The organism is Rhodococcus baikonurensis (genome assembly GCF_040489275.1).
In the GTDB taxonomy this organism is placed as follows: Bacteria; Actinomycetota; Actinomycetes; order Mycobacteriales; family Mycobacteriaceae; genus Rhodococcus_F; species Rhodococcus_F baikonurensis.
Window position 1 is genome coordinate 167382 of sequence record NZ_JBEUOQ010000002.1, and the last position, 24401, is coordinate 191782.

Sequence of the window (24401 nt, forward strand, 5' to 3'; positions counted from 1 at the left end):
CACTCAGATCGAACTGGCCTCTGCCCACAGATTGATGCCGCTGTCCTTGGCGTGCTGATCGATGGAGGCCAGTTCGTCTGTACTGAATTCGAGATTGTCGAGCGCGCCGACATTGGCTTCGAGTTGCGCGACACTGGACGCACCGATCAGTACCGAGGTGACCCGCGAATCGCGAAGTGCCCAGCTCAGTGCCAGCTGGGCCAGCGACTGGCCGCGAGCTGACGCTATGTCGTCGAGCGCGCGAATGTGGGTGAGGGCGTCGTCGGTCAGCCACGACGGATCCAGTGACTTACCTTGAGCTGCACGGGAATCCTCGGGGACACCGTTCAGATAGCGATCGGTGAGCATGCCTTGAGCGAGTGGTGAGAACGCGATCACGCCCACTCCGAGATCGTCGACAGCCGATAGCAGGTCCTGCTCGATCCAGCGATTCAGCATCGAATAGCTCGGCTGGTGGATCAAGAGCGGAACCCCCGCAGCGGTGAGCAGTGCGGCGATTTCGCGGGTGCGCTCCGGCGAGTACGAACTGATACCCGCGTACAGGGCCTTGCCCTGCTGGACAGCGCTGATCAGGGCGCCTGCGGTCTCGTCGATCGGAGTTTCGGCGTCAGGGCGATGGCTGTAGAAGATGTCGACGTAGTCGACGCCGAGTCGGCCGAGCGACTGATCGAGGGACGACAACAAGTACTTGCGGGAACCGCCGAATCCGTAGGGGCCGGGCCACATGTCCCAGCCGGCTTTGGACGAGATGACCAATTCCTCGCGGTACGAAGAGAAATCCTCACGCAGGATCCTGCCGAAGTTCGTCTCGGCGCTTCCGTACGGGGGCCCGTAGTTGTTGGCCAGATCGAAGTGGGTGATTCCGAGATCGAATGCCCGCCGAAGTACTGCGCGCTGGTTCTCGATCGGTACGTCGTCGCCGAAGTTGTGCCAGAGGCCCAGCGAGATGGCTGGGAGTTTGAGACCGCTCCGACCGGTTCGGCGGTACGGCATGGCTTCGTAACGGTCCTGCGCGGCGACGTACTGATCGGACATGGTGCCTGCCTTCACATCGTTGTGTTTGCGGTTGAGCGTTCACTCCCGACCATTATCGCCGATGGCGCTCGGGTGTGCTGGTCGCTGGGAGGTGTCTCAGTCAAAATGCTTGCGGTTTAAAGCAATTCGATCGATCTTTTGGACCGATGTTCAGGTTCGAGTCACAGTGCCGGGCGGCGGTGACGTCGACCACGTCCAGGCTCGCATCTAAGGGGACGGTAAGGAATCGCGGTTACCATGGTCACAGTCGATCGGCGATACCGATCGCCGATTCGCTTCGAACATGTTGCCCAGCAGCCGGATCCGGGGTCCGGCGAGGAGATCTATGTCGACGCAGTCCGTAGTGCACGCACAATCATCCGCAGACGAGAGCGTCCTGGGGGATTCGTCTCCGCCGGGTGGTGGAAGCCGGCGGTATCTCGAGCAACTGATCAGATACGACGTGCCGGCGTCGTTGGTCGTCTTCCTGGTGGCACTTCCCCTGTCCTTGGGAATTGCGATCGCCTCCGGGGCGCCGATCATGGCAGGTCTGATCGCCGCGATCGTCGGCGGAGTGGTGGCCGGAGCGGTGGGAGGTTCTCCGCTGCAAGTCAGTGGTCCCGCAGCCGGTCTGACCGTGGTGGTCGCCGAACTGATCGGCAAGTTCGGGTGGAAGGTCACCTGTTTGATCACCGTCGGCGCCGGTCTTCTGCAGATCGTGTTCGGGCTCAGTCGAATTGCCCGTGCAGCACTGGCTATTGCGCCGGTGGTCGTGCATGCGATGCTCGCGGGAATCGGCATCACCATTGCGCTGCAACAGGTTCACGTGTTGTTGGGTGGAAGCTCGGCCAGCTCGGCGCTGGACAATCTACGGCAGTTGCCCGCTCAGATCGGTGCCTTGCACGTCGAGGACTTGATGATCGGACTCGTCGTCATCGCCACTCTTCTCGGGTGGCGCTATCTCCCCGCGGGCGTCCGAAAAGTTCCGGCCGCGTTGGTCGGCATCGTATTGGCAACTCTCGCTTCGCTCGTGCTGCCGATCGGCGTCGAGCGTATTGCACTCGACGGGTCCCTGCTGGACTCGATCGGACTGCCTGCGCTGCCGGACAGACAGTGGCTCGGCGTCGCAACCGGCATCCTGACCATCGCCCTGATCGCCAGTGTGGAGAGTCTGCTCTCGGCTGTGGCCGTGGACAAGATGCATTCGGGCCCGCGTTCGAACTTCGACCGCGAGATGCTCGGCCAAGGTACTGCGAACATGGTGTCAGGGGCGATCGGAGGTCTGCCCGTCACGGGTGTGATCGTACGCAGCGCCACCAACGTCGAAGCCGGTGCGAGGTCACGAGCGTCGTCGATCATGCACGGCCTGTGGATCCTGCTGTTCTCGGCTGCGCTGGCCGGGTTGGTGCAGCAGATTCCGAAGTCTGCGCTGGCCGGACTGTTGATCGTCATCGGTATTCAACTGGTCAAGCTGGCGCACATTCGGTTGGCGCGACGGACCGGTGATCTATGGGTGTACGGCATCACGGTTGTCGGCGTCGTGTTCTTGAATCTGCTCGAGGGTGTGCTGATCGGATTGGCGCTGGCCATCGCCCTCCTGGTGTGGCGAGTCATCCGTGCAACTGTCACCGCAGAAGAATTGGGTGACAACGATTCCGGGAAGTGGCGCGTCCTGGTCGAGGGCTCGTGCACCTTCCTGGTGCTGCCCAAGCTCACGTCGGTGCTCGCCGGAATCCCACCACGGTCCGACGTCACAGTCGAGTTGTCCGTCGACTTCCTCGACCATGCCGTCTTCGACGTCATCGAAGAGTGGGCGAGGCAGTACGAGTTGGCAGGTGGTTCGGTGATCATCGACGAAGTCGGCTCGGTGAGTATGGAGAGCGCGACCACCGGTCCGCCGAAGCGCGGCGCCGCAGTCACCGACCTGCGCGGATTGCTCGCTCCTTGGGGTAGTTGGCAACCACAGGCTTCGGGAAGGAATCTGAGCAGCCCGCCAGCCTTGCGGCCCATTCTGGACGGGGTGTCCAACTATCATCGCCATCGCGCCGAAGCGATACGGCCGCACATGGATCAGTTGCGCGACGGCCAGAATCCGGACTCCCTTTTCCTTACCTGCGCAGACTCGCGAGTGGTGCCGAACATCATCACGAGCAGTGGCCCAGGCGACCTGTTCACGGTGCGCAACGTCGGAAACCTGGTTCCTGCCGGCGGCCGCGATACGTCGGTGGAAGCGGCACTGGCCTTCGGGATCGACGAGTTGGGTGTCAGTTCGGTGATCGTGTGCGGACATTCGGGCTGCGGCGCGATGCAGGCACTCCTGACGAACAGTTCGTCGGAATCGGGAGTTGTCGGTGAATGGCTGAGGCATGCGGAGACGAGCTTGCAGGCATATACGAGTGGCCATCCGGTGGCGCGTGCTGCGGCCGAGGCGGGTTTCTCGGAGGTCGATCAGCTCGGAATGGTCAACGTTGCAGTCCAATTGCAGACTCTCGAACGCCATCCTCTGGTCGGTCAGGCCCGTGTGGATGGTCGCCTGCGTATCGCCGGACTGTTCTTCGACATCGGCTCGGCTCGGGTCATCGAAGTGACAGCGTCAGGGATCGGCGAGTTGATCGAGACCTGAAGGGGCTATTCGGGTCCGGGGTGATCCCTGAGTTCGACCAGCAGGCGAGCCCCGCCGAGCGGACTGTCGTGAAATGTCGTCCGCCCGCCGTGCAGGGCCGCCTGCTGCGCCACCAGTGCCAGGCCCAAACCGGAACCCGTCTTGCCTGCCGTCGATCCGCGAGTGAAGCGCTCGAAGACGCTCGAGCGTTCCTCGGCCGGTATTCCGCAACCGTTGTCGTCGATGGTGATCGTGACGGTGTCCGGTGAATCGACCGGGCGCGCGAGAGTGATGCGCACCGTGCTCGCGCCGCCGTGGCGGACTGCGTTGGTGATCGCGTTGTCGAGGATCAACCGGATTCCGCCAGGAAGTGCCCGGATGCAATAGGGGAGTGGGGAATCCACCGTGACGACGCTGACGTCGAGCCCAGGATGATGTCGGCGTGCGTCGTCGGCAGCGATGTCGCAGACCTCGGTCAGATCCGTGTCTTTGAAATCCTCGGCCGTCGAGAGTTCACCCTTTGCAAGGCGCTCGAGGTCTCGCAGAGTTGATTCGACACGGCCCTGTGCGCGGGCGAGATCGGTGAGGATCTCACGTCGCTGCTCGTGGTCGAGGTCGTGAATGGACAACACTTCGATGTCGGTTCGCATCGCCGTCAACGGAGTTCGGAGTTCGTGAGCCGAAGCGGAAGCAAAGTCCCGAGCGGCAGCAAGGGCCGAGTTGGTCGCGGCCTGTGCCCGGGCGACGTCGCTGAGCATCGACTCTGCTGCTGCGGCAAGCTCGTCCGCTTCACGGATGCCGGAAACCTCGGTGGCGAGATCGGGATCTCGCCGGGCGATCCGACGGGTCAATTCCACGAGAGGGCGCACCGCCGGGCCACCGAACAACCATCCCAACGCAGCTGCGGCCGCCACGGCCCCGACGCCGAAGAACGCAACCTGACGCTGTTGATCGACCGTGATGTCCCGCGCTTCGGCGTAGGGAACCGCCAGCGAGACAAGGGCGTTGATCCCGTCGGCCTCGGCGGTATATGCCCGGTACTTCGTACCGTCCACGTCGACGGTCGCCGAACCGACCGGCAGTTCGGGCAGTCGCGTCGGGGTACTGGATTTGACGGTTCCGTCGGTGTCGGAGCGGATGGTCACGGAAAATGCGCCGCCGTCTCCGAACGCGCCGAGAAAAGGTCCCGCTGTTGCTGCATTGGCCACGATGACCGTCGATGCCGTCTCGAGTCGACGGTCCAACTGAGCCAAGTTGTTTCGTGCGATGGCCAGTGCAACGACCACACCGAGTGCGATGACGATGAACGTCGCCCCCAGTGCCGCGGCCGCGGCAACGCGAGTTCGTAGTGAGAAGCGGCGACGCTTCACGGGTTCTCCCGAAGCACGAACCCGACGCCGCGAACGGTGTGCAGCAGACGAGGTGAACCGCCGGATTCGAACTTTCGACGCAGATAGCCGATGAAGACGTCCACGACGTTCGTGTCGGCGACGAAGTCGTAGCCCCAGACCAGTTCGAGGAGACGTTCGCGGGTGAGCACGATGCCGGAATTGTGTGCGAGCACTTCGAGTAGCTCGAATTCGCGCTTGGTGAGCGGTACTTCCTTGCCGTCGACACGAACTCGGCGGCCGGAAAGATCGATGTCGAGGTTTCCGACGCGCAGGGTGTTCGTACCTTCCGCGTGATCGCCGGCCGGAGTGTTGCTGCGCCGGAGCATCGCGCGGATCCGGGCAACCAGTTCGGCGAGGACGAACGGTTTGACCATGTAGTCGTCTGCACCGGATTCGAGTCCGGCGATGCGATCGTCGACCGAGTTGCGTGCGCTGAGCACGCAGATCGGGATTTCGTTGCCGGCGGCACGAAGCGCCGTCACCACTCCGGTGCCGTCGAGAACCGGCATGTTGATGTCGAGGACCACCGCGTCCGGTCGCTTGTCGGAGATCACTCGGAGCGCGTCGGCTCCGTCCACCGCCGTCAGTACGGTGAATCCCGAGAGCCGCAATCCGCGTTCGAGTGAGGTCAGGACGTCTGCGTCGTCGTCGACTACGAGGATTTTCGGTATCTCGGTCACAGCCCCATTGTGCCTTGCCTGGTACGTCGGGTTTCGCCGATCAGACCGGCAAGTCGGTACCGTCCGGACGCAGACCGGCCATGAACACCGCGACCAACCGCGGGACCAGGTTCGGCATGGCCTCGTCCGACAATTCGATTTGCGGGCGCGTCAGTTTGGCCAGAGCCATGACAAATTCGAGGGGTTGCAGATCGGGGCGGACCAGCCCGGCGCTCTGAGCGGCGCCGATCGTCGCGGTCATCTTCGCTTTCGTCACCTCGCGCACGGCCAGAACTTCAGGCGCCAACTCGGTGAAACTACGTTCCACCAGCGCGGGAATGAGTGCGCCCAGGCGCAGTTCCACGAGTCGGGCCACCAGCGTGTGCCACGCACTCGTCGGATCGGTGGGCATCGCAGTGAGTGCGACGTCGGCAGCCTCGCGGACATCGGTCAGTGTTGCGACGGCGACGGCGGTCACGAGGTCCTCGCGGGTCGGAAAGTTCCGATAGAGCGTGGCGATGCCCACTTTCGCGAGTTCCGCGACCGCGTCGAGGGGCGCGTCGTGCCCACGCTCGGTGAACACCGCGCGTGCGGCGTCGACTATTGCGTTCCTGCGTTCACGTGCATCGGCTCGCACATTCACCTCCGGTATTGACAGTTCATCATAACCGGAGGAATATCTTCCACAAATAGTGGAGGAAAACCTTCCACTTAGGGAGGTGGGTTATGAACGTCGAAGCGCAGGACCGGAAGAAGTTGGTGGCTGTGGTGTTGGGCTTGTCCGCTGTGATCGGGTTGATGCTGCTCGCCTTCGTGTTGCCCTCGATCAACAGTGGCCCGCACGAACTGAAGTTGGGCATCACCGGTCCGGTTCAGGCCACTACCCAGATCAGTGCCTCGCTCGAGGCGAGTAAACCGGGCGCCTTCGATACTCGAGACTTCGCCGACGCGGATGCCCTACGTGATGCGATTCGGAATCGCGACGTGGTCGGCGGAATCGCCGTTGATGCCACCGGCCCTCACGTGTTGATCGCGACCGCCGGCGGAACCCCGATCGCTCAAACCTTGACCGGTGTGGCCAGTGGGCTCGCGGAGAGTTCAGGGGCGAAGGTGCCCGTCGAAGACGTTGTGCCGCTGACGGCGGACGACCCGACCGGTGCGGGACTCACGGCATTGGCATTGCCTCTGGTGTTCGGTGGAATCATGCCTGCTGTTGTTCTCGTGCAACTGTTTCCGCGCAGCATCGTCAAGCGAGTGCTCGGTGCAGGCGGCGTCGCGGTTGTCGCGGGTTTTGCACTGACTGCCATTCTGCAGTTCGGCACCAACAGTCTCGACGGAAACTACCTGCTCACCGCGCTCGCGCTCACCCTGGGCATGTCGGCCATCTCACTTCCCATTCTGGGGCTCGAATCCCTGCTCGGGATGAAGGGATTCGCGTTGGGAGCGGTCACGATGATGTTCATCGGAAACCCGCTCTCGGGGATGGCGACAACTGCGGCGTGGTTGCCTGCAGGTTGGGGTGCGTTGGGGCAGTTGCTCCCACCTGGCGCCGCAGGGGCATCCGTCCGTTCGACGGCGTTCTTCGACGGCCATGGCGCCGCCACGCCACTTCTGGTGTTGGCGTGCTGGATTGCGGTCGGGATCGCGCTGTGTGTCGCCGCCGGCCGGAAGAAGGCGTCGACTCCCGTGGTCGAACCCGAGGCTGCGCTGGTCTAGCCGGCGTGGTTTGCGTACGGGGTCAGGTCGGGAATCGGCCAGGCCCCGTCAACGCGTTCCACGGCCAGTTCGGCGACCACTGTTTCCTCGTCCATCGGTAGTGGTCGGAGGATTCGGGCCTTTCCTGCCTCCCATTCGACGTCGATGCCTGCGGCGGTCAGAGCGTCCTCGTCGATGACGGCGACGATCAGCGGCAAGGTGAGGTCGCCGAACACCAGATCGAGCACCGAAGGGAGTGCGTCGGGCTTGGTTGCGCGAATGAATCCAGCCTCGTCGTAACTGATTCCGCGCGTCGAGACCTCGTACTCACCGAAACGCTTGCACGCTTCCCAGTCGTCGGCGATGGCGACGTGGACGAGTCGTTGTCCGGTCATGCAGTGCTCCTGTAGTGTTCGAAATAATGAAACGTCAACGTAGCATTAATTTGCCGGCACGGTAACAGGGGACTTGATGGAGCAACCGCGCAGACGTGGGAGAACCAGCGACGCCGAGCGAGCTGATCGACGCAACGAGATTCTCGACGTCGCGGTCGACTCGTTTCGGGAAGTCGGGTTCGCGCGAACGACCATCGACGCCATTGCCACGGCGGCAGGCGTCGCCAAGCGCACCGTGTACAGCTATTTCGGCGACAAATCCGCGGTCTTCGCTGCTGCTGTTGCGCGTCAGCACGCGTATGTCGAGAACGCCGGTGGCGACCAGTCGGACCTGCTCGCCGCCGCAGTGGACATCGTGATCGCCCTGCACAGCGACAACTCGATTGCGCTGCACCGCATGATGATCGGCGAGGCTCTACAGTTCCCTGAACTGGCCGCCGCGTTCTACGAATCCGGCCCGGCGAAGTCGATTGCCTTTCTGGAGAAGATATTGCTCGATCGGCACGGCCGGAAGGCTGCGCTGTGCGCGGATCAGTTGTACACATTGCTGCTCGGGGAGGAGCACCGACGGCGACTGCTCGGGCTCGCCTGCGCTCCGACACCCGAAAGAGCTGCGCAACTTGCGGCTCGTGCGGTGGGGTGCGTTCTGGGATCTGATCGGTAGGCTCGACGGGGTGAGCAACTCTGTGGTCTGGTTTCGACGCGATCTGAGGGTAGGTGACCTTCCCACGCTGAGTGCAGCGTCGGATGGCGGCGGACAGACGTTGGGTTTGTTCGTTCTCGACGACAAACTGCTCGGACCGGCAGGCTCACCGCGGCAGGATCAACTATTCGCGAACTTGACGGCGCTCGATCACCAACTCGACGGAAACCTGATGGTTGTTCGAGGTGATCCGGCAGACGTGGTACCTCGCGTGGCGAAATCCGTTGGCGCCGAAGAAGTTCACATCAGTGCTGACTACGGACCCTACGGCCGACGGCGAGACGCGGCGGTGGCCGAGAAGGTGGAGTTGATCGCCACGGGATCTCCGTATGCCGTAGCGCCCGGGCGTGTCACCAAGGCCGACGGTGATCCGTACAAGGTGTTCACGCCGTACTTCCGTCAGTGGATGGAACACGGATGGCGAGGCCCCGCGTCGACCGACGCGCAGACCGTCCGTTGGTTCGATCCGAGCGACAAGGACGGTGGCCCGCGCCGAGTGAGTATCCCCGCGCCATCCGCAACCGTGTGCGATTTCGTCGGTGAGGCCGGTGCCCTCGAGCAGTGGAAAGAATACTGCGAGAACGATCTTGACCGGTACGACGACGAACGAAATCGACCCGACCTCGACACCACGAGCCGGATGTCGATTCCGCTCAAGTACGGCACGATCCATCCGCGAACGATGTTGGCAGATCTCTCCCAGCGGCTCGGCGACGGTGCGCAGGCTTACCGTCGCCAACTGGCTTGGCGAGACTTCTACGCAGACATCCTGTTTCAACGACCGGACAGCGCCCGGAAAAACTATGACGACAAGTTCGACCGCATACGTCACGATGGCGGAGCCGACGCAGACTCCGCTTTCAAAGCCTGGTGTGAGGGCAAGACCGGCTTCCCGATCGTCGATGCCGGCATGCGGCAACTCGCAGCCGAGAACTGGATGCACAATCGGGTGCGAATGATCGTCGCGTCTTTCCTGGTGAAGGACCTGCACATTCCGTGGTGGCGCGGCGCACGGTTCTTCATGTCGCAACTGGTGGACGGTGACTTGGCCTCCAATCAGCACGGATGGCAGTGGACTGCCGGGTCTGGCACGGACGCTTCGCCGTTCTTCCGCGTCTTCAACCCGATCACGCAGGGGGAGAAGTTCGATCCCGACGGCACATACGTCCGCCGGTGGGTTCCCGAACTCCGCGATGTTCCCGGGAAAGCGGTCCACTCGCTGAAGGCGATGCGCCCGGTCGACTACCCGGATCCGATCGTCGACCATGCGCAAGAGCGTGAGGAAGCCCTCCGTAGATACGGCGAGATCAAGGGTTGAGTGCTCAGTGATCTGCGGGCGCTACGCGGAGGCGGTTCCCGTCCAGATCTGAAATGACGAATGTCAGACCGAAGACATCTTCATTCGGCTCCTCGACGACCTCGACGCCCTTGGCTACCCACTCGTCGTGGATCGCGCGTATTTCGCTGCTCCCGCCGTCGACCAAGATGCCGACTTCGAAATTGCGCGGTGTCGCGGGATCGAGGTCGCGGGACTTGCCGCTCCACAGTGCAAGGACCACACCGCCGCCGAGGTCGAAGGTCATGTACCGAGGGCTGAGGACCTCAGGCTTCGCGTCGAACAATTCGCCGTAGAACGCTGCTGCGGAGGCGGCATCGCTGACGTAGATCAGAAACTGGTTGGGTAGTCGCACTGTGGTTTTCCCTCTCCCGTTGATTTTCGGGCCACCGGCAGCGGGGCGTGTGCCTGGTCGTGCGGGGCTGCGTTCAACAATCCCCGCGCGCCGGACGAATGTCCAAGAACAAGTGCGTCTGAGAGGCAGACGGATTTCTTATGACGACGCACCTTCGTTGCAGTCACACCGCACCTTCGCTGCAGTCACACCGCACCGAGGTGGTACCCGACGCTCAGGTTCGGGTAGAAGCCGTCGATGTAGCTCGAGATGAAGTAGCGATCAGCGTCCGTGGTTCGAGTTCCGTCGGTGTCGAACTGCGGATAGTCGTTGGCCATGAAGACGGCTTGTCCGCCGCCGGGAGTGGAATAGACGACGTCGACCGTCAGGCCTCGCGGATCCTCGTTGTACGCGGTGACGATCTCGGTCTCGTGGGGTGCGAGCGACTGGCGTGGGCTCTGCATCCACTGTCCGTAGGGATTGTCGGCACCTTCGAGACGAATCGTCTGTTCGGTGTCGTTGCTGATCGTCATCGTGATGGTGTTGCCCGTTGTGGGAAGAGTTCCGGCACTGGCGATTCCGCTCAATCCCAAGGTGAGGGCGCCGGCGGCCAGAGCTGTGATTGCGGCAACTACGTAGCGGGGGTTCGTCATCGTCGGTGTCCTTGTCCGGGTGGGCGTTCGGTTGTCTGTCTCGAAGACAACTATGTCGGAGCAGATCGATGCCGTCTGTCCACTCTCCGGACCCTGTGCAGGACGAACGGTGTGTCCACCGATCGGGGGACACCTACTCCGGCACGGAGGTAGTCGTACCCTTCCGCTCGCCGGTGACCAGCAATCCGATCAGCGCGGCGGCCGCGAGCACCATGACGAGTGCGCCGTAGCCACGCGTCGTATCCACCAGTCCGACCTTGCCGACCAGGTAGCCGGCCAGCAGTGCCGGAAGGCTGTTGGCCAAGTATGCGATGACGTAAACGGTGGACAACAATCCTGCGCGTTCGTGGTTGGCGGCTAGTGGCATGACGGTGAGGATGGTTCCCTGGAATCCCGCTCCGAAGCCGATACCGGCAATTGCCGTGCCGGCCAGAATGAAGACTGCAGAGGATATTTCAGCCCCGACGAGTGTGACGGCCACCCCGAGTACCAAGGCTGTGGTTCCGATCAGCATCACGGTTCGGCCACCGAGTTTACGGAAGGTGAGCACCGCTGCGGCGCCGAATCCCGTCAGTGTTGCGACCATGACGGCGCCGATGAGCGAGCTGTGAACCTCAAGTGCGTTGCGCGCCAATGCAGGTCCGAGTGAGAGGTAGAACCCGCCCAGTGCCCACACCGCGATCAGGCACGGCGCGGTCAGGGCAATCATCGTGCGCGCCTGACGAGGAACGGCCAGTGTGGGGCGCAGGGACTGCCAGGCTCCGGGCCGACCACCCGAAGTCTCGGGAGTTGCCCATATTCCGAAGATCTCGAGAATGACAAGCACGAGAAGGACCAGGTAGACAGTGCTGGTTGGCCTGGGCAGGTGCTCGCTGATGAGACTCGAACCCACGGCTCCGACGGCAAGCCCCACAGTCGGGGCAACGCTGTTGATGATCGATCCGCGGCCCGGAGTGCGTTCGAGGTCGATCAACGCAGAACCCAAAGCACTGATTGCAGCGCCGGTGGCAACACCCTGCACGACGCGGGCGATCAGCAGAACGGTCAAACCGTCGGCCGAGGCGAACAGGGCGAGCGAGACCGCCTCCAAGGCGAGCGCTCCGAGCAGGACCGGGCGCCTGCCGATGTGATCGGACAAGGATCCGGCGGTCAAGAGCGTGGCGAGTAATGCGAGAGCGTAGATGCCGAACACGAGCGTCGACGCGAGCGAGGAGAATCCCCACAACTGTTGATAGTGCTCGTACAGCGGCGTCGGGGTCGCGGAGGCACCCAGGAACGTGGCGATGATGACGGCGATGAGAGTGAAAGCGACGCCTCGCCCCAAGCGTGGGCGCGAAGTGCTCTCGGTCGGTGGTGAAACGGTCGTTGTCATTGTCGTAGGCGCTTCCCGTGCGGGTGGTGAAGACTTCAAACGCAAATACTTTGCGTTTGGGACGCTACGCCTGGCCGTAGCCTAATGCAACATCTTTGCGTTAGTATTGGTTTTATGAGTCCGTCCGCAGGTCCGCGCCCCGGTGGCCGCAGTGCGCGTATCCAACAGGCAGTGCATGCGTCGGCGCGCAAGTTGTTGGAACAGCGTGATCGAGCAGAGATCACGGTGCCGATGATCGCGACCGATGCGGGTGTGACCCCGTCGACCATCTATCGGCGGTGGGGAGACATCAACGAAGTTTTTGCCGACGTCTCGATCGAGAGATTGCGCCCGGACGCGGACCCGCGTGAAACGGGTTCGCTCCGAGGGGATCTGACGGTTTGGGCGCAAGAGTATCTCGAGGAGATGTCTGCGCCTGTCGGTCGCGCGTCGCTGCGAGATGTGTTGATGAGCGACGATCAGACGCATGCACCGGACGGTACGAAGAAGTTCAAGTGTGCCTTCTTCTGTCGGACGCAGATCGACGTGATCCTCGCGCGTTGGCCGGAAGCGGCCGGCGTGGATGGTGATTCGGTAGTGGACCACGTGGTGGCGCCGATCGTCTACCGAATTCTGTTCGACCTCGAACCGGTCGCGCCGCAGCGCGTTGCGGAATTGGTGGATCAGACACTTGCTCTCGCGGCGCGGGTCGTTGCCGAAGGTTGATCGCTGCGTAGGCGGGCGTGGACGTGCATGTCGTGCCAGCCGTCGGCATGCCTGGCGGAGCCTCGTCGAACACCTTCTTCGCTGAACCCTGCTTTGGTCGCGACCCGGCACGATCGTGGGTTGTGGATCGAGTGTTCGAGTTCCAGGCGGTGAAACCCGGCATCGCGGAACGCCCAATCGGACAGTGTGGTTACAGCCTGGGTGCAGAGTCCGCGGCCGCGCGCCGCTGGAGTCATCCAATATGCGAGCTCAGCAGTGCCGTCCCATAAATTCACCCCCTTTGCCGCGATTCGGCCGAGGAGTTCATTCGTCTCGGGGGCGGCAATCGCCCAATGGCATTCGGATTCGCTTGCCCACCCGTCTCGCCACTGGGTGAGCCAATTCCGTGCTTCGTCGATCGAGTCGGCGCGGCGGACGTGCCAACGCTGAATCGACGGATCCCGAAAGGCTTCCACGACAGCCGGGGCGTCGTCGTAGGTCCACGGCCGGAGAATCGCCGAAGTCCCGACGTGGATCGAGGGTTGGTCCATCCCTCCGAGACAGCCACTGGCGATCGCAGGCGTAGTCAACGTGGGCATGTGAAGCATCATTGCCTACCCGTTCGATTGTGGGTAACGACGCGAGCTACATGTTCCGGCTCTGCCACTCTGCGTTCAGTCGATGCGCAGATTCCAGGGTTGCGATCGCCTCTTCGGTGTCAACTCGCGCGAGGACCAGCGCGCTTACCGTGCAGGAGAGAAGGATTCGAGTGCGATCCTCCAGTGCGGCGTCCGTCTCGTTCGGAAAGGCGGCTTGTAGGCAACTGCGAATCGCAACGGCAAGTTCTTGCCGATACGCGCGAATCACGGCTGCCACCGCATCGTCGTGCGCGCCGAGTCCGGCAGCCGTATTGAGAAGTAGGCAACCGCGCCGAGGTGAGTCGGCGGTCATGGTGCCGATCGCGTGCGCAAGCGAGGAAAGGTAGTCGTCGACGGCGTCTGCCCCGGGATTTGTCGTGAGGCTGCGCAGACGTGGCCGGATGACATGTTCGAGGTACATCTGCACGGCGGCGTCGAACAATCCGCGCTTGTTGGTGAACGAGTTGTAGAGACTTGACCGACTCAGCCCCGTCGCGGATTCGAGGTCTCCGAGGGATGCGCCTTCGTACCCTCGTGCCCAGAACACGTCCAAGGCGGCAGCGACCACGGCTGTTGTGTCGAATTCTTGTGATCTGCCCATCAAAGCCTCGCTCTTTCTGTATCGTTCGGTCCAGTATATATTGGACTGAACGATACAGAATTTACTCGAAGCAACAGGAGCTCACCGATGAACGTCGCCGGCTACATCTTCGCGGGACTTGCCGCAGCAGTGCACGTATACATTTTCGTCCTCGAATCGATCCTCTGGACGGCCCCGAAGACCCGCGCCACGTTCGGCGTGAAGTCCGAGGAAGAGGCGATCACCACGCAGCCGCTCGCCTTCAACCAGGGCTTTTACAACCTTTTCCTGGCGATCGTGTCGGCGGTCGGCATCGTGATTGCGGCGACCGGTTCCGCGTCGGTCGGAATTGCCCTCGTCCTGGCAGGCACAGGATCGATGGTTGCCGCGGGGTTGGTGCTGATTCTCTCGTCTCCCGACAAAGCCCGCGCAGCCGTCGTGCAGATGCTTTTCCCAGCTATTGCCGTAGTTCTGCTGGTAATCCACCTGCTCTGAGCGGGGCCTCTATCCGCCGCCGAGCACCAGTGATTCGATCAGAGCGAAAGCTCCGTTGAGTGCTCCGCAATCGAAGGCCTCGGCCAGGGCGTAACCGATGACGAGTTCGTCTGTGCTCGGAGTGCTCGACCAGACTGCGTCGGTCTGTCTGGGATCGGATTCCTCGTTCTTGGAGAAGTGCCCGATCCGTACACCGTCGCGGGTGAAGGCACTGTTCGCGTCGTCGACTGGAGCGAAGTTCAAACTCACGCCGTCGACGAGTGCCGTGACGGAGTACGAGCGACGGGACAGAAACCCTTTGCCGACAGTGAGTTCGACTTCGTCACCACCGACAGTGAAGAACAAGTCTGCGGCGGCGCGCGTTCCGATGGGAGTGCCTTCGCGGCGCGGGGAATCGACTCGACGCGTCAACAGAGCATGTGAGTTGCCGTTTCGGACGTCGACGACCCCCGTGTCGACGTCGAACGAGATCTCGACTTTTCCGTGAATCGGGTCCGTTGCGGCGTATTTGACCGTCACTGTGCCTACCCCCTGTAAGTGTGAACTCGGGTCCATAATACGTGGTGGGAGCGTTGTCCAGTATGCCCGAATCCAAAAAAATAGTGCGGAATGACGCGCGTTTGCGGCGAAATGCTTCTACTCTGGGTCTTGGGTTTGTTGCGCATCCCACAACGGTTTTTCCCACGCCAGACGAGGAGCGCCTATGAGGTTGTCGACTACTTGTTCTGTTGCTACGAAGGCTTGATCAAGCCGGAATTGCCTCTGCCGGATGGTGCTCGAGACCCATCCGGCAGAGGCAATTCTGCATCAATTCGGGCCCTCAGCCGCCGGCGAATTTTTCCGAGGTACCGAGATCGATCGGCAACGCGATGCCGGTGATCCCGCGCCCGGCCGGCCCTACGAGATAGAACACCGCATCCGCAATCACTTCGGGATCGACCCACGGGTGGGGCAGCAGATTCAGCTTCGACATGATCGGAGCGGTATCGGCAAGGACAGGATTCTCCAAGTCCGGACGGAACGCACGAACCATCGGTTCGTTGTCGATCATCGTCGTTCGCACATTGCCCGGGTGTACGGAGTTGACCCGAATGTCCGCCCAGCCGAGTTCGTTGGCCAGAGACTTCGCCAACCCTCGAACGGCGTGCTTCGACGCGGAATAGTGTGCGATACCCGGCACACCTCGAAGCCCGGCCATCGAGCTGATCAACACGATCGATCCACCTCGATTGCCGTTCATGATGTGCGGAATCGACACCTTGGTCGTCAACCACACGCCCGTGACGTTGATGTCCATCAGCTCGCGGAACTCTTCGGCGCTCAGGTCCCAGGACAACTTTGCCGACGCCGCGATGCCTGCGTTGGCGATCACGATGTCGAGTCGGCCGAGCTCGTCGACTCCGGCGTCGACAGCTGATTTCAGGGCATCGAGGTCGCGAGTGTCCGCTACGGACGCGACGATGCGCCGGCCCTGAGCTTCGACCAGGGCGACGGTCTGGGCGAGGTCGGCCTCGGTGGCCATGTCGTACCCCGCCGTGGCGACCGGCGCGCACAGGTCCACCGCGATGATGTCTGCGCCCTCGGATGCGAGTTTGACGGCGTGCGCACGACCTTGCCCACGCGCCGCTCCGGTGATGAATGCGACTTGACCGTCCAAATTGCCCATCGAACTTCCCCTGCCCGTGTGAATCGCCGAAACTGGAACGTGTTCATACTGCTACGTCCGGAGGCAGACAGACAGGGGAATTCGCTGAATCCTTATCCGCGAAGGAGTTTGGACAACTCGTCCAATACGCTCGCGTCCTCGATGGTCGACGGGACCGTGTACTCCTCGTTGTCGGCGATCTGCCGCATGGTCTTGCGGAGGATCTTGCCGGAACGAGTCTTCGGTAGTGCGGCGACGACGGTGACGTCCCGGAACGTGGCGACGGCACCGATCTGGTCTCGCACCCGCGCGACCAGTTCCTGTCGGAGTGTTTCGGGATCGATGTCGACGCCGGACTTGAGCACGACGTAACCGCTCGGCCGTTGCCCCTTGAGTTCGTCGTGAATGCCGATGACCGCGCATTCGGCGACAGCCGGGTGGCCGGCGACGACGGCCTCCATGCTTCCGGTCGAAAGGCGATGTCCGGCAACGTTGATCACGTCGTCACTTCGTCCGAGCACGAAGACGTAGTTGTCCTCGTCGATGTACCCGGAGTCGCCGGTGAGGTAATACCCTTCGAAAGTCGACAGGTAGGACTTCACGTACCGGTCCTCGTCACGCCACAGTCCGGCGAGTGTTCCGGGAGGAAGCGGCAGGCCGATCACGATGTTGCCCTCGGTGCCCGGACCCACGAGTTCGCCCTTGCCGTCGACGATTTCGACGCGGTATCCGGGGCAGGCGACGGTGGGTGAGCCTGCTTTGATCTCCATCGGTTCGAGGCCGCGCAGGTTCGCGCAGATGGCCCAACCGGTTTCGGTCTGCCACCAGTGATCGACCACCGGGCGATCGAGAATCCGAGTAGCCCACTCGTAGGTGTCGGGATCCAAGCGCTCGCCGGCCGCGAACAGTGTGTCGAGCGACGAGATGTCGTACTTGGCAAGCTCTTTTGCGTCCGGGTCGGCCTTGCGGACCGCGCGGATCGCTGTCGGAGCGGTGAAGAGTGCCGACACGTTGTATTCGGAAATGATGCGCCAGAACGCACCGGCGTCGGGGGTGCCGACGGGCTTGCCTTCGTACATGACCGTCGTGGCTCCGGCGAGCAACGGTCCGTAGACGATGTAGGAGTGGCCGACCACCCAGCCGACGTCGGAGGCGGTCCACCACACCTGTCCTGGGCTGATGTCGTACAGATTCTTCATGGTCCACGTCAGCGCAACGGCATGGCCACCGTTGTCCCGGACGACGCCCTTGGGCTTACCGGTCGTTCCCGAGGTGTAGAGGATGTAGAGCGGATCCGTCGCGGCGACCGACACCGGGTCGGCCGGGGTGGCGTCGGCGATCAGCTCGTCCCAGTCGAACCAGGCTGCGGCACTTGACTTGTAGTCGGAAGCTGCACCGGGAATCTGCTCGCGATTCTTCACGATCACGGTGTGCGCGGGAGTGGCGGACAGTTGCAGAGCCTTCTCGACCATCGGCAGGTACTCGATTGTTCGTCCGGGTTCGAGGCCGCCGGACGCCGTCACGAGCACCACTGGACCGGCGTCGTCGATACGGGTTGCGAGCTCCTTGGCCGCAAAGCCGCCGAACACCACCGAATGCACCGCGCCGATTCGCGCACACGCGAGCATCGCGATCGCAGCCTCGGGGATCATCGGCATGTAGATGATCACGCGGTCGCCCGCCACCACACCCTGATCTTTCAAGACGCCGGCGAAGAGTGAGACCTGCTCGAGCAATTCGGCGTAGGTGTACGTGGCCTTGGTTGGGACCATCGCGGAGTCGAAGATCAGCGCGGTCTGATCGCCGCGGCCGTCGCGCACATGCCGATCGAGTGCATTGAAACTGGTGTTCAGCGAAGCATCCGGGAACCAGCGATAGATCGGTGCGGCCGAATCGTCGAGAGCCCTCGTTGGGGCGACATCCCAGTCGACGGCACGCGCAGCGTCGAGCCAGAACTTCTCCGGCTGATCCATGCTCTCGCGGTATGCGTCGGCATACGTGGTGTGGGACGCCTGCTCGGAAGAGCTCATCGACGTGTGTCCTCTCGTGAACTTCGCTTACCGGTGACCTGAAACACCTTAGGTCACCGTCAGTGTGGTGCGCCTCAGTGGCGGTGCGGGTACCGTCCCTTTGCGCCGGGCGGGCCTGTCCCGTCGGTCAGTGGTGTGTGCGGGTGGGGTGGGATGGGCCAGGGATTGGAAGGGGGATCGACGTGACAGGTGCAGCGCAACGCGCAGGCTTCTGGGGAGTCCTCGCTCAGCGTGACTTCCGACTTCTGTGGACCGGCGACGCAGTCAGCGGAATCGGTAACGGTGTGACGACCGTCGTGCTGCCGTTGATCGCGCTTCGCGAGTTGGAAGCGAGTAACTTCCAGATCGGTGTGCTGGCCTCGGCGGTCTGGTTGCCGTGGTTGATCGTCGGACTACCTGCCGGTGCCTGGATCGACCGGCTGCGCCGCCGTCCGATCATGATGATCGCGAACGCTGCGTGCGCGGTGCTCTTCGCGAGCGTCGCGATTGCGGGCCTCATGGGGGCGGTGACGTACGGCCACCTGCTTCTGGTTGCGCTGCTCACCGGTACCGCCACCGTCTTCTTCCAGGCGGCCTACCACGCGTATATCCCCACGGTGCTCGCCGAAGCGGATCTTGTCGAAGGCAACTCGAAGATCCAGGGCGCCGAGGCCGCAACCCGGGTGATCGGCCCCAGTTTCGGCGGGCTGTTGGTAGCGACGGTCGGGCTCGCTGCCGGTCTGCTGGTCGATGCGTTCACCTTCGTCTTCTGCTTCGTGTGCCTCTGCCTGATTCGTGCGCAGGAAACGGTTGATCGCGGACTCGACGCCCGAGAGCCGTTGCGGCGCCAGATAGCGCTCGGACTGCGATTCGTCGCAGTCGATCCGTATCTGCGGCCCATCGTCGTCTACGGGACTCTTCTCAATTTCGGTCTTGCCGGGAACACCACGATCCAGATCGTGTTCCTCGAGAAGACGGTTGGTGTGGGCGAGTTCGGGCTAGGGCTTCTGTTGGCGATTGCGGGGGTGGGCGGAATTGTCGGGTCGATGATCGCGCGCCCGCTCGGGCGCCGATTCGGCACTGCCCGAAGCGTTCTCATCTGTCAGTTGGTCACGGGACCGTTCGTCCTGTTGGCGCCCCTGACGACGTACGGCGCCGGCCTGCTCTGGTTCTGTGCCGGAGGAATGGTGATGATTGCCGGCGTCGTGTCCTGCAATGTAGTGCTCGGCAGCTTCCGTCAGAGTTACTGTCCGCCGGACCGTCTCGGTCGAGTAGTGGCGACGAGTATGTTCCTGTTGCACAGCACTATTCCGCTGGGTGCGCTGCTGGCGGGCTTCCTCGGTGACCTCGTGGGGCTGCGCGGGACAATGTGGATCATGGCCGGACTGATTGCGCCGTGCGGATTGGTCTTGCTCTTGAGCCCGCTCCGCGGCGTCCGCGATCTACCGAGTCGGCCTGCGATCTCGCTGCGGTAGAGAAATCACTGCGGTAGAGCTGCTGTTGCCTCTTCGCTTCGAATCGCGATGCGAAGAGTCGCGAGCATGAACAGTGACACTGCGAATCCGAACAGCGCGCCGAACTGGTCCTGCGTGAACAGATACACCTGCGTCACCAGAAGGCTCACGATGAGAGATGCGCGCAGGAGTCTCAGGGCTCGCAGGTACGGACCGCGGAAGAGGAACCACACTCCCAGAACCACAAGAATTCCGGTTGCGACGGTGGAGATCTGGACTACGAGGTCGGAGACGTCGTCGGCCTCGACGACGTTCTCGGAAACCAACGCGTAGATCACCTGGACTATCGCCAGAACAGCCTGCAGTACGAACAGGGTGAGTACCAGTCGGCGGACGACACGGTGTCGGAGCAGTTCCTCGGCGCGGTGGAAGAAGGCATTGCGGCCACGAGTGATTTTCGATTCGATACCGCCGACCGGCGGAGTCTGGGAATGCAGGCCGGCCTTGATCGAATCGACGAGGTCGGTGAGGCTGCGGTCTTCGACGCCGTCGAGTACGCGGAGGGCGTGGTTGTACTGGATCTCGTCGAGCTGACCGAGAGCGAGGTCCGAGAGCGCCCGCGCGCCGATGGCGAGCCGATGACGATCATTCATTCCGCGCCGAATCACCACCTCGCGCGCGGCGAGATAGAAGAGAACGAAGACGACGTACATGATCGCGATGGCAGGCTGGTAGAAGTAATCGACGTCGGCGGTGACGAATTTTCCGACCTCGTCGATGAAGAGACCGAACCCGATTCCGCCGACCAGCGTGGCCAGGTCACGCGTGCGAGAGCCCTCGGTGATGGCGGTAGCGACGATGGCGACGGCCATCAGCAATCCGCCCCACAAAACGTGTGCGATGTGGAGGGCGCCGCCCCCGATCTGGGGATAGCCCGTTGCTGCCAGATAGGCGCGAGTGATCAGCACGGTCGCGACGCCGGCGAACAGGAACAATTCGAAACGAGCCAGTGCCGCGCGGTCGTAACTGTGCGGCAGAGTCAGCGCATTCCGGTCCTTCGTCGTCATTGCGGAACTCCCAGGTTTCGATAGCGCGCGATACGGGAGGACTGGCGATCGGTGTCCGACTCTTCGGCGAGCACGAAGAGTTCGTGCGCTATCGCAGCCCCTACCCTCTTGGAGAATTCCACGGGTTCGTCGGCCGCGTCAGGCGTTTCGGGAATGATCACGTCGATCACGCCGTCTCGAAGCAGATCCAGCGAACGAATGCCCTGCGCGGCGGCCATCTCCGGTGCGTGACTGATGTCGCGATGGACGATCGCGCTGGCGCCTTCCGGCGGCAGGGGAGCGAGCCACCCGTTCTGTGCCGCGAGTACCCGATCGGCGGGCAGCAGCGCGAGAGCCCCGCCGCCTGTTCCCTGGCCGAGCAACACCGACACTGTCGGGGTCTTCAGCGTCACGAGGTCGGCGATGCAGCGGGCGATCTCAGGGGCCAGTCCACGTTCCTCCGCTTCCTTGGACAGCGACGCGCCCAAAGTGTCGATCACGAGGACAAGCGGGAGTTGTAGTTCTTCGGCAAGTTTCATGCCCCGTCTGGCTTCACGAAGCGCGGCCGGTCCCATCGTGGTGAGCGCGGATTGGCCACTGCGGTCCTGGCCGAGCAGGATGCACGGAAAGCCTCGGAAGCGGGCGAGTGAGAGCAAGATCGTCTTGTCGGTTTCACCCTGCCCGGTGCCGCTGAGCGGTACCTGTTCGGTCGCGGCATGGCGGAGCAACTGCCGAATGCCTGGTCGATCGGCCCGGCGCGAGAGCATCACCGACTGCCAGGCGGGAACATCGGGAATCTCGGGTGAGGGAATCGGGTCCGCGGCCGCCGGAGCCGGGGGATCGGTGAGCACGCACAACGCTCGAATGACCAGCAGACGGAGGCGGTCGACGGGTACGACGCCGTCGATAACGCCGTTGCGATACAAGTTTTCGGACGTCTGGATTCCGTCGGGAAACTTTTCGCCGTAGAGCGATTCGTAGACACGGGGTCCGAGGAATCCCACCAGAGCGCCGGGTTCCGCGACGGTGATGTGACCGAGGGATCCCCACGAGGCAAAGACCCCGCCGGTGGTGGGATTGCGCAGGTAAACCAGGTAGGGCAGGTGTGCCGCTTTGTGAACAGCCACTGCCGCAGCGATCTTCACCATCTGAACGAAGGCGACGGTGCCCTCCTGCATCCGCGTTCCGCCGGAGGTGGGCGAGGCGAGCAGCGGGAGTTGTTCTGCCGTAGCACGTTCGACGGCGGTCACGATCCGCTCGGCCGCGGCGACTCCGATGGAACCGGCGAGAAAGCTGAATTCACAGGCAATTACCGCGACCCGACGTCCCCGAACGGTACCGACACCGGTGACGACCGACTCGTCCACTCCGCTCTTCTCGCGGGCCTTCGCCAGGTCTTCCGCGTATTTCGGGCCGGGCCCGACGTCGACCGGCGGGGAGTCCCAGGAGACGAAGCTCTCGGGATCGAGTACCGCAGTGAGTAGTTCTTCGGCCGAGATTCGCACAACGTCCTCCAAGTAAGCAGCACCCCGTCCAGGATGAACCTACCTGGACGGGGTGCCGCCGGGGTCGCGCGGCGCCAGTTGTGCGCCGGAGAATCAGCGTCCGAACGCCTCTTTCCATGAAACGACCTTGCCGATACGAAGGATGGAGCGCTGGTAGATCTTTGCCGCGATCATCGACAGCGCAGCAGTCACCACCAGCATCAGCAGAATGGTTCCCACGATCTGGAACGGAGAAGCAACGCCGGCGGAGATGCGCAGGGGCATGAGGATTGCCGAGAACGGCGGAATCCAACTCAACACGTTGCTCAGGGTTCCTTCTGGATTGCTCACCGAAACGAAAGCCACGCTGACCATTGCCATGACGAGCAGCGCGAGAGGCATCGCGGTGGCATTGACGTCCTCCTGCCGCGAGACCATGGACCCGGCGGCGGCGTACAGCACGGCGAAGAAGAGGAAGCCGAGAATGAACCACCCCAGAGTGCCGAACAGAACGCCGATCGCCGTGCCCGTCACGGTCAGGACGCCCGTCGCCAATCCGGTGGCGACGCCCGCGACAGCGTAAGCGGCCATCTGCATCAGCCCGACAGCACCGATTCCGAGAACCTTGCCCCACAACAACTGCAGCGGACGAAGCGTGGAGAGCAGCAACTCGACGACACGGCTGGACTTCTCCTCGACGACGCCCATCGCCACGTACGTTCCGAACAGCAGGATCTGCATGTACAGGAGCACCACAGCCGCGATCGACATCGCAATGCGTTGGCCCTGTTCGGGATCCGGCGGATCGATGGCATCGATGGTGACCACTGCCGTGGACGTGGCTTCGGCGAGCTGAGCCGGATCGATTCCCGCGGCGGCCAGCGCATTCGATTGTGCCTGCTGTGCAACGGAACTCTCGATGACGGCCCTCAGATTCGTGGCTACTTCCTTCTTGGTCACGACAGTGACGCCGCCGCCCGATCCGGCAATCACGGCCACGTCGAGGTCGCCGTCCTTGACCTGATCACGCGCGGTTCCGTCGTCGGAAACCTCCGTCACCGTCACCGGATTTCCGAGTGTGTCGCCGATGGACACCATCGTGGCACTGAGCGACTGGTTGCCGACCAGGCCGATCTTCGACTTGTCCTCGTCGCCGCCGGAGAAGAGTGAGAAGGCGATGATGCCGCCGATGATCGCGACCAGAATGATGACGTTGCTGATCACAAAACTCTTCTTCGAGATCTGCGTCATGAATTCGCGTCGGGCGACCAACCCGATGGCTCGACCTCCGCTCAACTGGTTGCTCATGCGGCTACTACCTCTCGGAACATGTCGGTCAGTGACGGACGTCGAAGCGTGAACTCGTGCACCGGTCCGGTTTTCAAGGCGGCGTGCAGGATCTGCTGATCGTCGGCTGTGCCGTCGACGCTCAGGAGCGTTCGACCGTCGAGGTGACTCAGCGTGGTGACACCGATCAGATGGTGTGCCCAGCCGACCGGTGCGTCAGGAGCGAAGACCTCGATTCGGCCGTCCCCCTTGCCTCGTAGTTCGTCGACAGTTCCGATCTCTCGCATGCTGCCGCGACTGATGATGCCGACGCGATCACACAGGCGCTCCACCAGATCCAGCTGATGGCTGGAGAAGATCACCGGAACGCCGGTGCGAGCCTTCTCGACCAACACGTCACTCATGACGTCGACCGCTACAGGGTCCAAGCCCGAAAACGGTTCGTCCAGAACGAGTACCGCTGGATCGTGAACAAGCGCGGCCGCAAGCTGCACACGTTGCTGATTACCGAGGGAGAGTGAATCGACGGTGTCCTTGACGCGTTCGGCGATGCCCAGACGTTCGGTCCACCGCTCCGTGGCCGCGTGCGCGTCGGCCTTCGAGAGCCCATGTAGCTCGGCCAGATAGGAAAGTTGCGCTCCCACCTTCATCTTGGGGTAGAGGCCGCGTTCCTCCGGCATGTATCCGATAGTGCGACGCACGTCGAGGTCGACGGGTTTGCCGCCGAGACGAACTTCCCCCGAATCTGCTCCGAGTACACCCAGCGCAATGCGCATCGTGGTCGTCTTGCCGGCGCCGTTGCTGCCGACGAATCCGAAGATCTCGCCTGGGCGCACTTCGAAACTCAGGTTGTCGAGTGCAACGACGTCGCCGTAGCGTTTCGAGATGCCGTCGATCGTGAGGGTGGCTGACATGGGTCCTTCCC

At 62.8% G+C, this 24401-nt stretch carries 24 protein-coding genes; 7 read left to right on the plus strand and 17 right to left on the minus strand.

What is annotated here, in order from left to right; genetic code table 11:
• Positions 1-3 precede the first annotated feature (3 nt).
• Positions 4-1035 (minus strand): L-glyceraldehyde 3-phosphate reductase, encoded by a 1032-nt coding sequence (mgrA, locus tag ABWI03_RS04955; RefSeq protein ID WP_166809357.1) that lies wholly within the window; start codon positions 1033-1035, stop codon positions 4-6.
• Positions 1036-1360: 325 nt separating this feature from the next.
• Between mgrA and ABWI03_RS04960 the strand changes: the two genes are divergently transcribed.
• On the plus strand, positions 1361-3637 hold the full coding sequence (locus ABWI03_RS04960) for a SulP family inorganic anion transporter (protein WP_298777339.1): 2277 nt from the start codon (positions 1361-1363) through the stop codon (positions 3635-3637).
• Positions 3638-3642: 5 nt separating this feature from the next.
• Here the strand turns inward: ABWI03_RS04960 and ABWI03_RS04965 are convergent, their stop codons facing one another.
• From ABWI03_RS04965 to ABWI03_RS04975, 3 genes are read right to left on the minus strand one after another with little or no spacing between them, the layout of a single operon-like run.
• The gene (locus ABWI03_RS04965; protein ID WP_298777340.1) at positions 3643-4986 is read right to left on the minus strand and encodes a sensor histidine kinase; all 1344 of its coding nucleotides are present in this window, start codon (positions 4984-4986) and stop codon (positions 3643-3645) included.
• Positions 4983-5687: a response regulator transcription factor gene (locus ABWI03_RS04970; RefSeq protein ID WP_095971255.1), complete on the minus strand. Its 705-nt coding sequence runs from the start codon at positions 5685-5687 to the stop codon at positions 4983-4985. Before ABWI03_RS04970 ends, ABWI03_RS04965 begins: the two co-directional genes overlap by 4 nt.
• Positions 5688-5727: 40 nt before the next feature.
• Positions 5728-6303 carry a TetR/AcrR family transcriptional regulator gene (locus ABWI03_RS04975; RefSeq protein ID WP_353798864.1) on the minus strand — a complete coding sequence of 192 codons (576 nt, stop codon included), beginning with the start codon at positions 6301-6303 and terminating at the stop codon, positions 5728-5730.
• An 89-nt stretch (positions 6304-6392) separates the two neighbouring features.
• On the opposite strand from ABWI03_RS04975, the gene ABWI03_RS04980 reads away from it, so the two are divergent.
• Entirely contained in the window at positions 6393-7382 is a 990-nt protein-coding gene (locus tag ABWI03_RS04980; protein ID WP_298777341.1) for an ABC transporter permease, read from the plus strand.
• On the opposite strand, the gene ABWI03_RS04985 is transcribed toward ABWI03_RS04980, so the two are convergent.
• On the minus strand, positions 7379-7756 hold the full coding sequence (locus ABWI03_RS04985) for a DUF952 domain-containing protein (RefSeq protein WP_298777342.1): 378 nt from the start codon (positions 7754-7756) through the stop codon (positions 7379-7381). The two genes, ABWI03_RS04980 and ABWI03_RS04985, sit on opposite strands and share 4 nt — an antisense overlap.
• 76 nt (positions 7757-7832) lie before the next feature.
• Here ABWI03_RS04985 and ABWI03_RS04990 point away from each other — a divergent pair, with 76 nt between their 5' ends.
• Both ABWI03_RS04990 and ABWI03_RS04995 read left to right on the plus strand, forming a co-directional pair.
• On the plus strand, positions 7833-8420 hold the full coding sequence (locus ABWI03_RS04990; protein WP_200316379.1) for a TetR/AcrR family transcriptional regulator: 588 nt from the start codon (positions 7833-7835) through the stop codon (positions 8418-8420).
• A gap of 10 nt (positions 8421-8430) precedes the next feature.
• Complete coding sequence (locus ABWI03_RS04995) at positions 8431-9777, plus strand: cryptochrome/photolyase family protein (protein WP_298777343.1); 1347 nt, start codon at positions 8431-8433, stop codon at positions 9775-9777.
• 4 nt (positions 9778-9781) lie between these two features.
• Here the strand turns inward: ABWI03_RS04995 and ABWI03_RS05000 are convergent, their stop codons facing one another.
• From ABWI03_RS05000 to ABWI03_RS05010, 3 genes are all read right to left on the minus strand, one after another.
• Entirely contained in the window at positions 9782-10150 is a 369-nt protein-coding gene (locus ABWI03_RS05000) for a VOC family protein (RefSeq protein ID WP_095971251.1), read from the minus strand.
• A gap of 185 nt (positions 10151-10335) precedes the next feature.
• A complete protein-coding gene (locus ABWI03_RS05005; protein WP_095971250.1) occupies positions 10336-10782 on the minus strand; it encodes a hypothetical protein in 447 nt (148 codons plus the stop codon).
• A gap of 133 nt (positions 10783-10915) precedes the next feature.
• Positions 10916-12154, minus strand: a complete 1239-nt coding sequence (locus ABWI03_RS05010; RefSeq protein WP_298777344.1) for an MFS transporter — start codon at positions 12152-12154, stop codon at positions 10916-10918.
• 114 nt (positions 12155-12268) lie between these two features.
• Here ABWI03_RS05010 and ABWI03_RS05015 point away from each other — a divergent pair, with 114 nt between their 5' ends.
• Positions 12269-12859, plus strand: a complete 591-nt coding sequence (locus ABWI03_RS05015) for a TetR/AcrR family transcriptional regulator (protein ID WP_095971248.1) — start codon at positions 12269-12271, stop codon at positions 12857-12859.
• Here ABWI03_RS05015 and ABWI03_RS05020 read toward each other — a convergent pair.
• Both ABWI03_RS05020 and ABWI03_RS05025 read right to left on the minus strand, forming a co-directional pair.
• A complete protein-coding gene (locus ABWI03_RS05020) occupies positions 12817-13437 on the minus strand; it encodes a GNAT family N-acetyltransferase (RefSeq protein WP_298777345.1) in 621 nt (206 codons plus the stop codon). The genes ABWI03_RS05015 and ABWI03_RS05020 overlap by 43 nt on opposite strands.
• Before the next feature lie 46 nt (positions 13438-13483).
• A complete protein-coding gene (locus ABWI03_RS05025; RefSeq protein ID WP_298777346.1) occupies positions 13484-14077 on the minus strand; it encodes a TetR/AcrR family transcriptional regulator in 594 nt (197 codons plus the stop codon).
• Between the two features lie 87 nt (positions 14078-14164).
• Between ABWI03_RS05025 and ABWI03_RS05030 the strand changes: the two genes are divergently transcribed.
• Positions 14165-14551, plus strand: a complete 387-nt coding sequence (locus ABWI03_RS05030; protein ID WP_003939752.1) for a DUF1304 domain-containing protein — start codon at positions 14165-14167, stop codon at positions 14549-14551.
• A 9-nt stretch (positions 14552-14560) separates the two neighbouring features.
• Here the strand turns inward: ABWI03_RS05030 and ABWI03_RS05035 are convergent, their stop codons facing one another.
• The 3 genes from ABWI03_RS05035 to ABWI03_RS05045 form a co-directional block, all read right to left on the minus strand.
• Complete coding sequence (locus tag ABWI03_RS05035; RefSeq protein WP_235170091.1) at positions 14561-15070, minus strand: hypothetical protein; 510 nt, start codon at positions 15068-15070, stop codon at positions 14561-14563.
• A gap of 301 nt (positions 15071-15371) precedes the next feature.
• Positions 15372-16217 carry a mycofactocin-coupled SDR family oxidoreductase gene (locus ABWI03_RS05040; protein ID WP_095971244.1) on the minus strand — a complete coding sequence of 282 codons (846 nt, stop codon included), beginning with the start codon at positions 16215-16217 and terminating at the stop codon, positions 15372-15374.
• Positions 16218-16309: 92 nt separating this feature from the next.
• The gene (locus ABWI03_RS05045) at positions 16310-18226 is read right to left on the minus strand and encodes a propionyl-CoA synthetase (protein WP_298777347.1); all 1917 of its coding nucleotides are present in this window, start codon (positions 18224-18226) and stop codon (positions 16310-16312) included.
• 182 nt (positions 18227-18408) lie between these two features.
• Between ABWI03_RS05045 and ABWI03_RS05050 the strand changes: the two genes are divergently transcribed.
• A complete protein-coding gene (locus ABWI03_RS05050; RefSeq protein WP_298777348.1) occupies positions 18409-19680 on the plus strand; it encodes an MFS transporter in 1272 nt (423 codons plus the stop codon).
• A gap of 5 nt (positions 19681-19685) precedes the next feature.
• Here the strand turns inward: ABWI03_RS05050 and ABWI03_RS05055 are convergent, their stop codons facing one another.
• From ABWI03_RS05055 to ABWI03_RS05070, 4 genes are all read right to left on the minus strand, one after another.
• Positions 19686-20726 (minus strand): hypothetical protein, encoded by a 1041-nt coding sequence (locus tag ABWI03_RS05055; RefSeq protein WP_298777349.1) that lies wholly within the window; start codon positions 20724-20726, stop codon positions 19686-19688.
• Complete coding sequence (locus tag ABWI03_RS05060) at positions 20723-22210, minus strand: acetyl-coenzyme A carboxylase carboxyl transferase subunits beta/alpha (protein ID WP_298777350.1); 1488 nt, start codon at positions 22208-22210, stop codon at positions 20723-20725. Before ABWI03_RS05060 ends, ABWI03_RS05055 begins: the two co-directional genes overlap by 4 nt.
• Before the next feature lie 93 nt (positions 22211-22303).
• Positions 22304-23497, minus strand: coding sequence for an ABC transporter permease (locus ABWI03_RS05065; protein ID WP_095971239.1), 1194 nt, complete (start codon positions 23495-23497; stop codon positions 22304-22306).
• On the minus strand, positions 23494-24390 hold the full coding sequence (locus ABWI03_RS05070; protein ID WP_298777351.1) for an ABC transporter ATP-binding protein: 897 nt from the start codon (positions 24388-24390) through the stop codon (positions 23494-23496). The genes ABWI03_RS05065 and ABWI03_RS05070 overlap by 4 nt, the downstream gene beginning before the upstream one ends.
• Between the last annotated feature and the right edge of the window lie 11 nt (positions 24391-24401).

What these genes read in the sequence shown, in the direction of transcription:
- mgrA (WP_166809357.1), bottom strand. Translation starts at nt 1,035, where the DNA reads ATGTCCGATCAGTACGTCGCCGCGCAGGACCGTTACGAAGCCATGCCG.
- ABWI03_RS04960 (WP_298777339.1), top strand. Translation starts at nt 1,361, where the DNA reads ATGTCGACGCAGTCCGTAGTGCACGCACAATCATCCGCAGACGAGAGC.
- ABWI03_RS04980 (WP_298777341.1), top strand. Translation starts at nt 6,393, where the DNA reads ATGAACGTCGAAGCGCAGGACCGGAAGAAGTTGGTGGCTGTGGTGTTG.
- ABWI03_RS04985 (WP_298777342.1), bottom strand. Translation starts at nt 7,756, where the DNA reads ATGACCGGACAACGACTCGTCCACGTCGCCATCGCCGACGACTGGGAA.
- ABWI03_RS04990 (WP_200316379.1), top strand. Translation starts at nt 7,833, where the DNA reads ATGGAGCAACCGCGCAGACGTGGGAGAACCAGCGACGCCGAGCGAGCT.
- ABWI03_RS05005 (WP_095971250.1), bottom strand. Translation starts at nt 10,782, where the DNA reads ATGACGAACCCCCGCTACGTAGTTGCCGCAATCACAGCTCTGGCCGCC.
- ABWI03_RS05010 (WP_298777344.1), bottom strand. Translation starts at nt 12,154, where the DNA reads ATGACAACGACCGTTTCACCACCGACCGAGAGCACTTCGCGCCCACGC.
- ABWI03_RS05015 (WP_095971248.1), top strand. Translation starts at nt 12,269, where the DNA reads ATGAGTCCGTCCGCAGGTCCGCGCCCCGGTGGCCGCAGTGCGCGTATC.
- ABWI03_RS05020 (WP_298777345.1), bottom strand. Translation starts at nt 13,437, where the DNA reads ATGCCCACGTTGACTACGCCTGCGATCGCCAGTGGCTGTCTCGGAGGG.
- ABWI03_RS05025 (WP_298777346.1), bottom strand. Translation starts at nt 14,077, where the DNA reads ATGGGCAGATCACAAGAATTCGACACAACAGCCGTGGTCGCTGCCGCC.
- ABWI03_RS05030 (WP_003939752.1), top strand. Translation starts at nt 14,165, where the DNA reads ATGAACGTCGCCGGCTACATCTTCGCGGGACTTGCCGCAGCAGTGCAC.
- ABWI03_RS05040 (WP_095971244.1), bottom strand. Translation starts at nt 16,217, where the DNA reads ATGGGCAATTTGGACGGTCAAGTCGCATTCATCACCGGAGCGGCGCGT.
- ABWI03_RS05045 (WP_298777347.1), bottom strand. Translation starts at nt 18,226, where the DNA reads ATGAGCTCTTCCGAGCAGGCGTCCCACACCACGTATGCCGACGCATAC.
- ABWI03_RS05055 (WP_298777349.1), bottom strand. Translation starts at nt 20,726, where the DNA reads ATGACGACGAAGGACCGGAATGCGCTGACTCTGCCGCACAGTTACGAC.
- ABWI03_RS05065 (WP_095971239.1), bottom strand. Translation starts at nt 23,497, where the DNA reads ATGAGCAACCAGTTGAGCGGAGGTCGAGCCATCGGGTTGGTCGCCCGA.
- ABWI03_RS05070 (WP_298777351.1), bottom strand. Translation starts at nt 24,390, where the DNA reads ATGTCAGCCACCCTCACGATCGACGGCATCTCGAAACGCTACGGCGAC.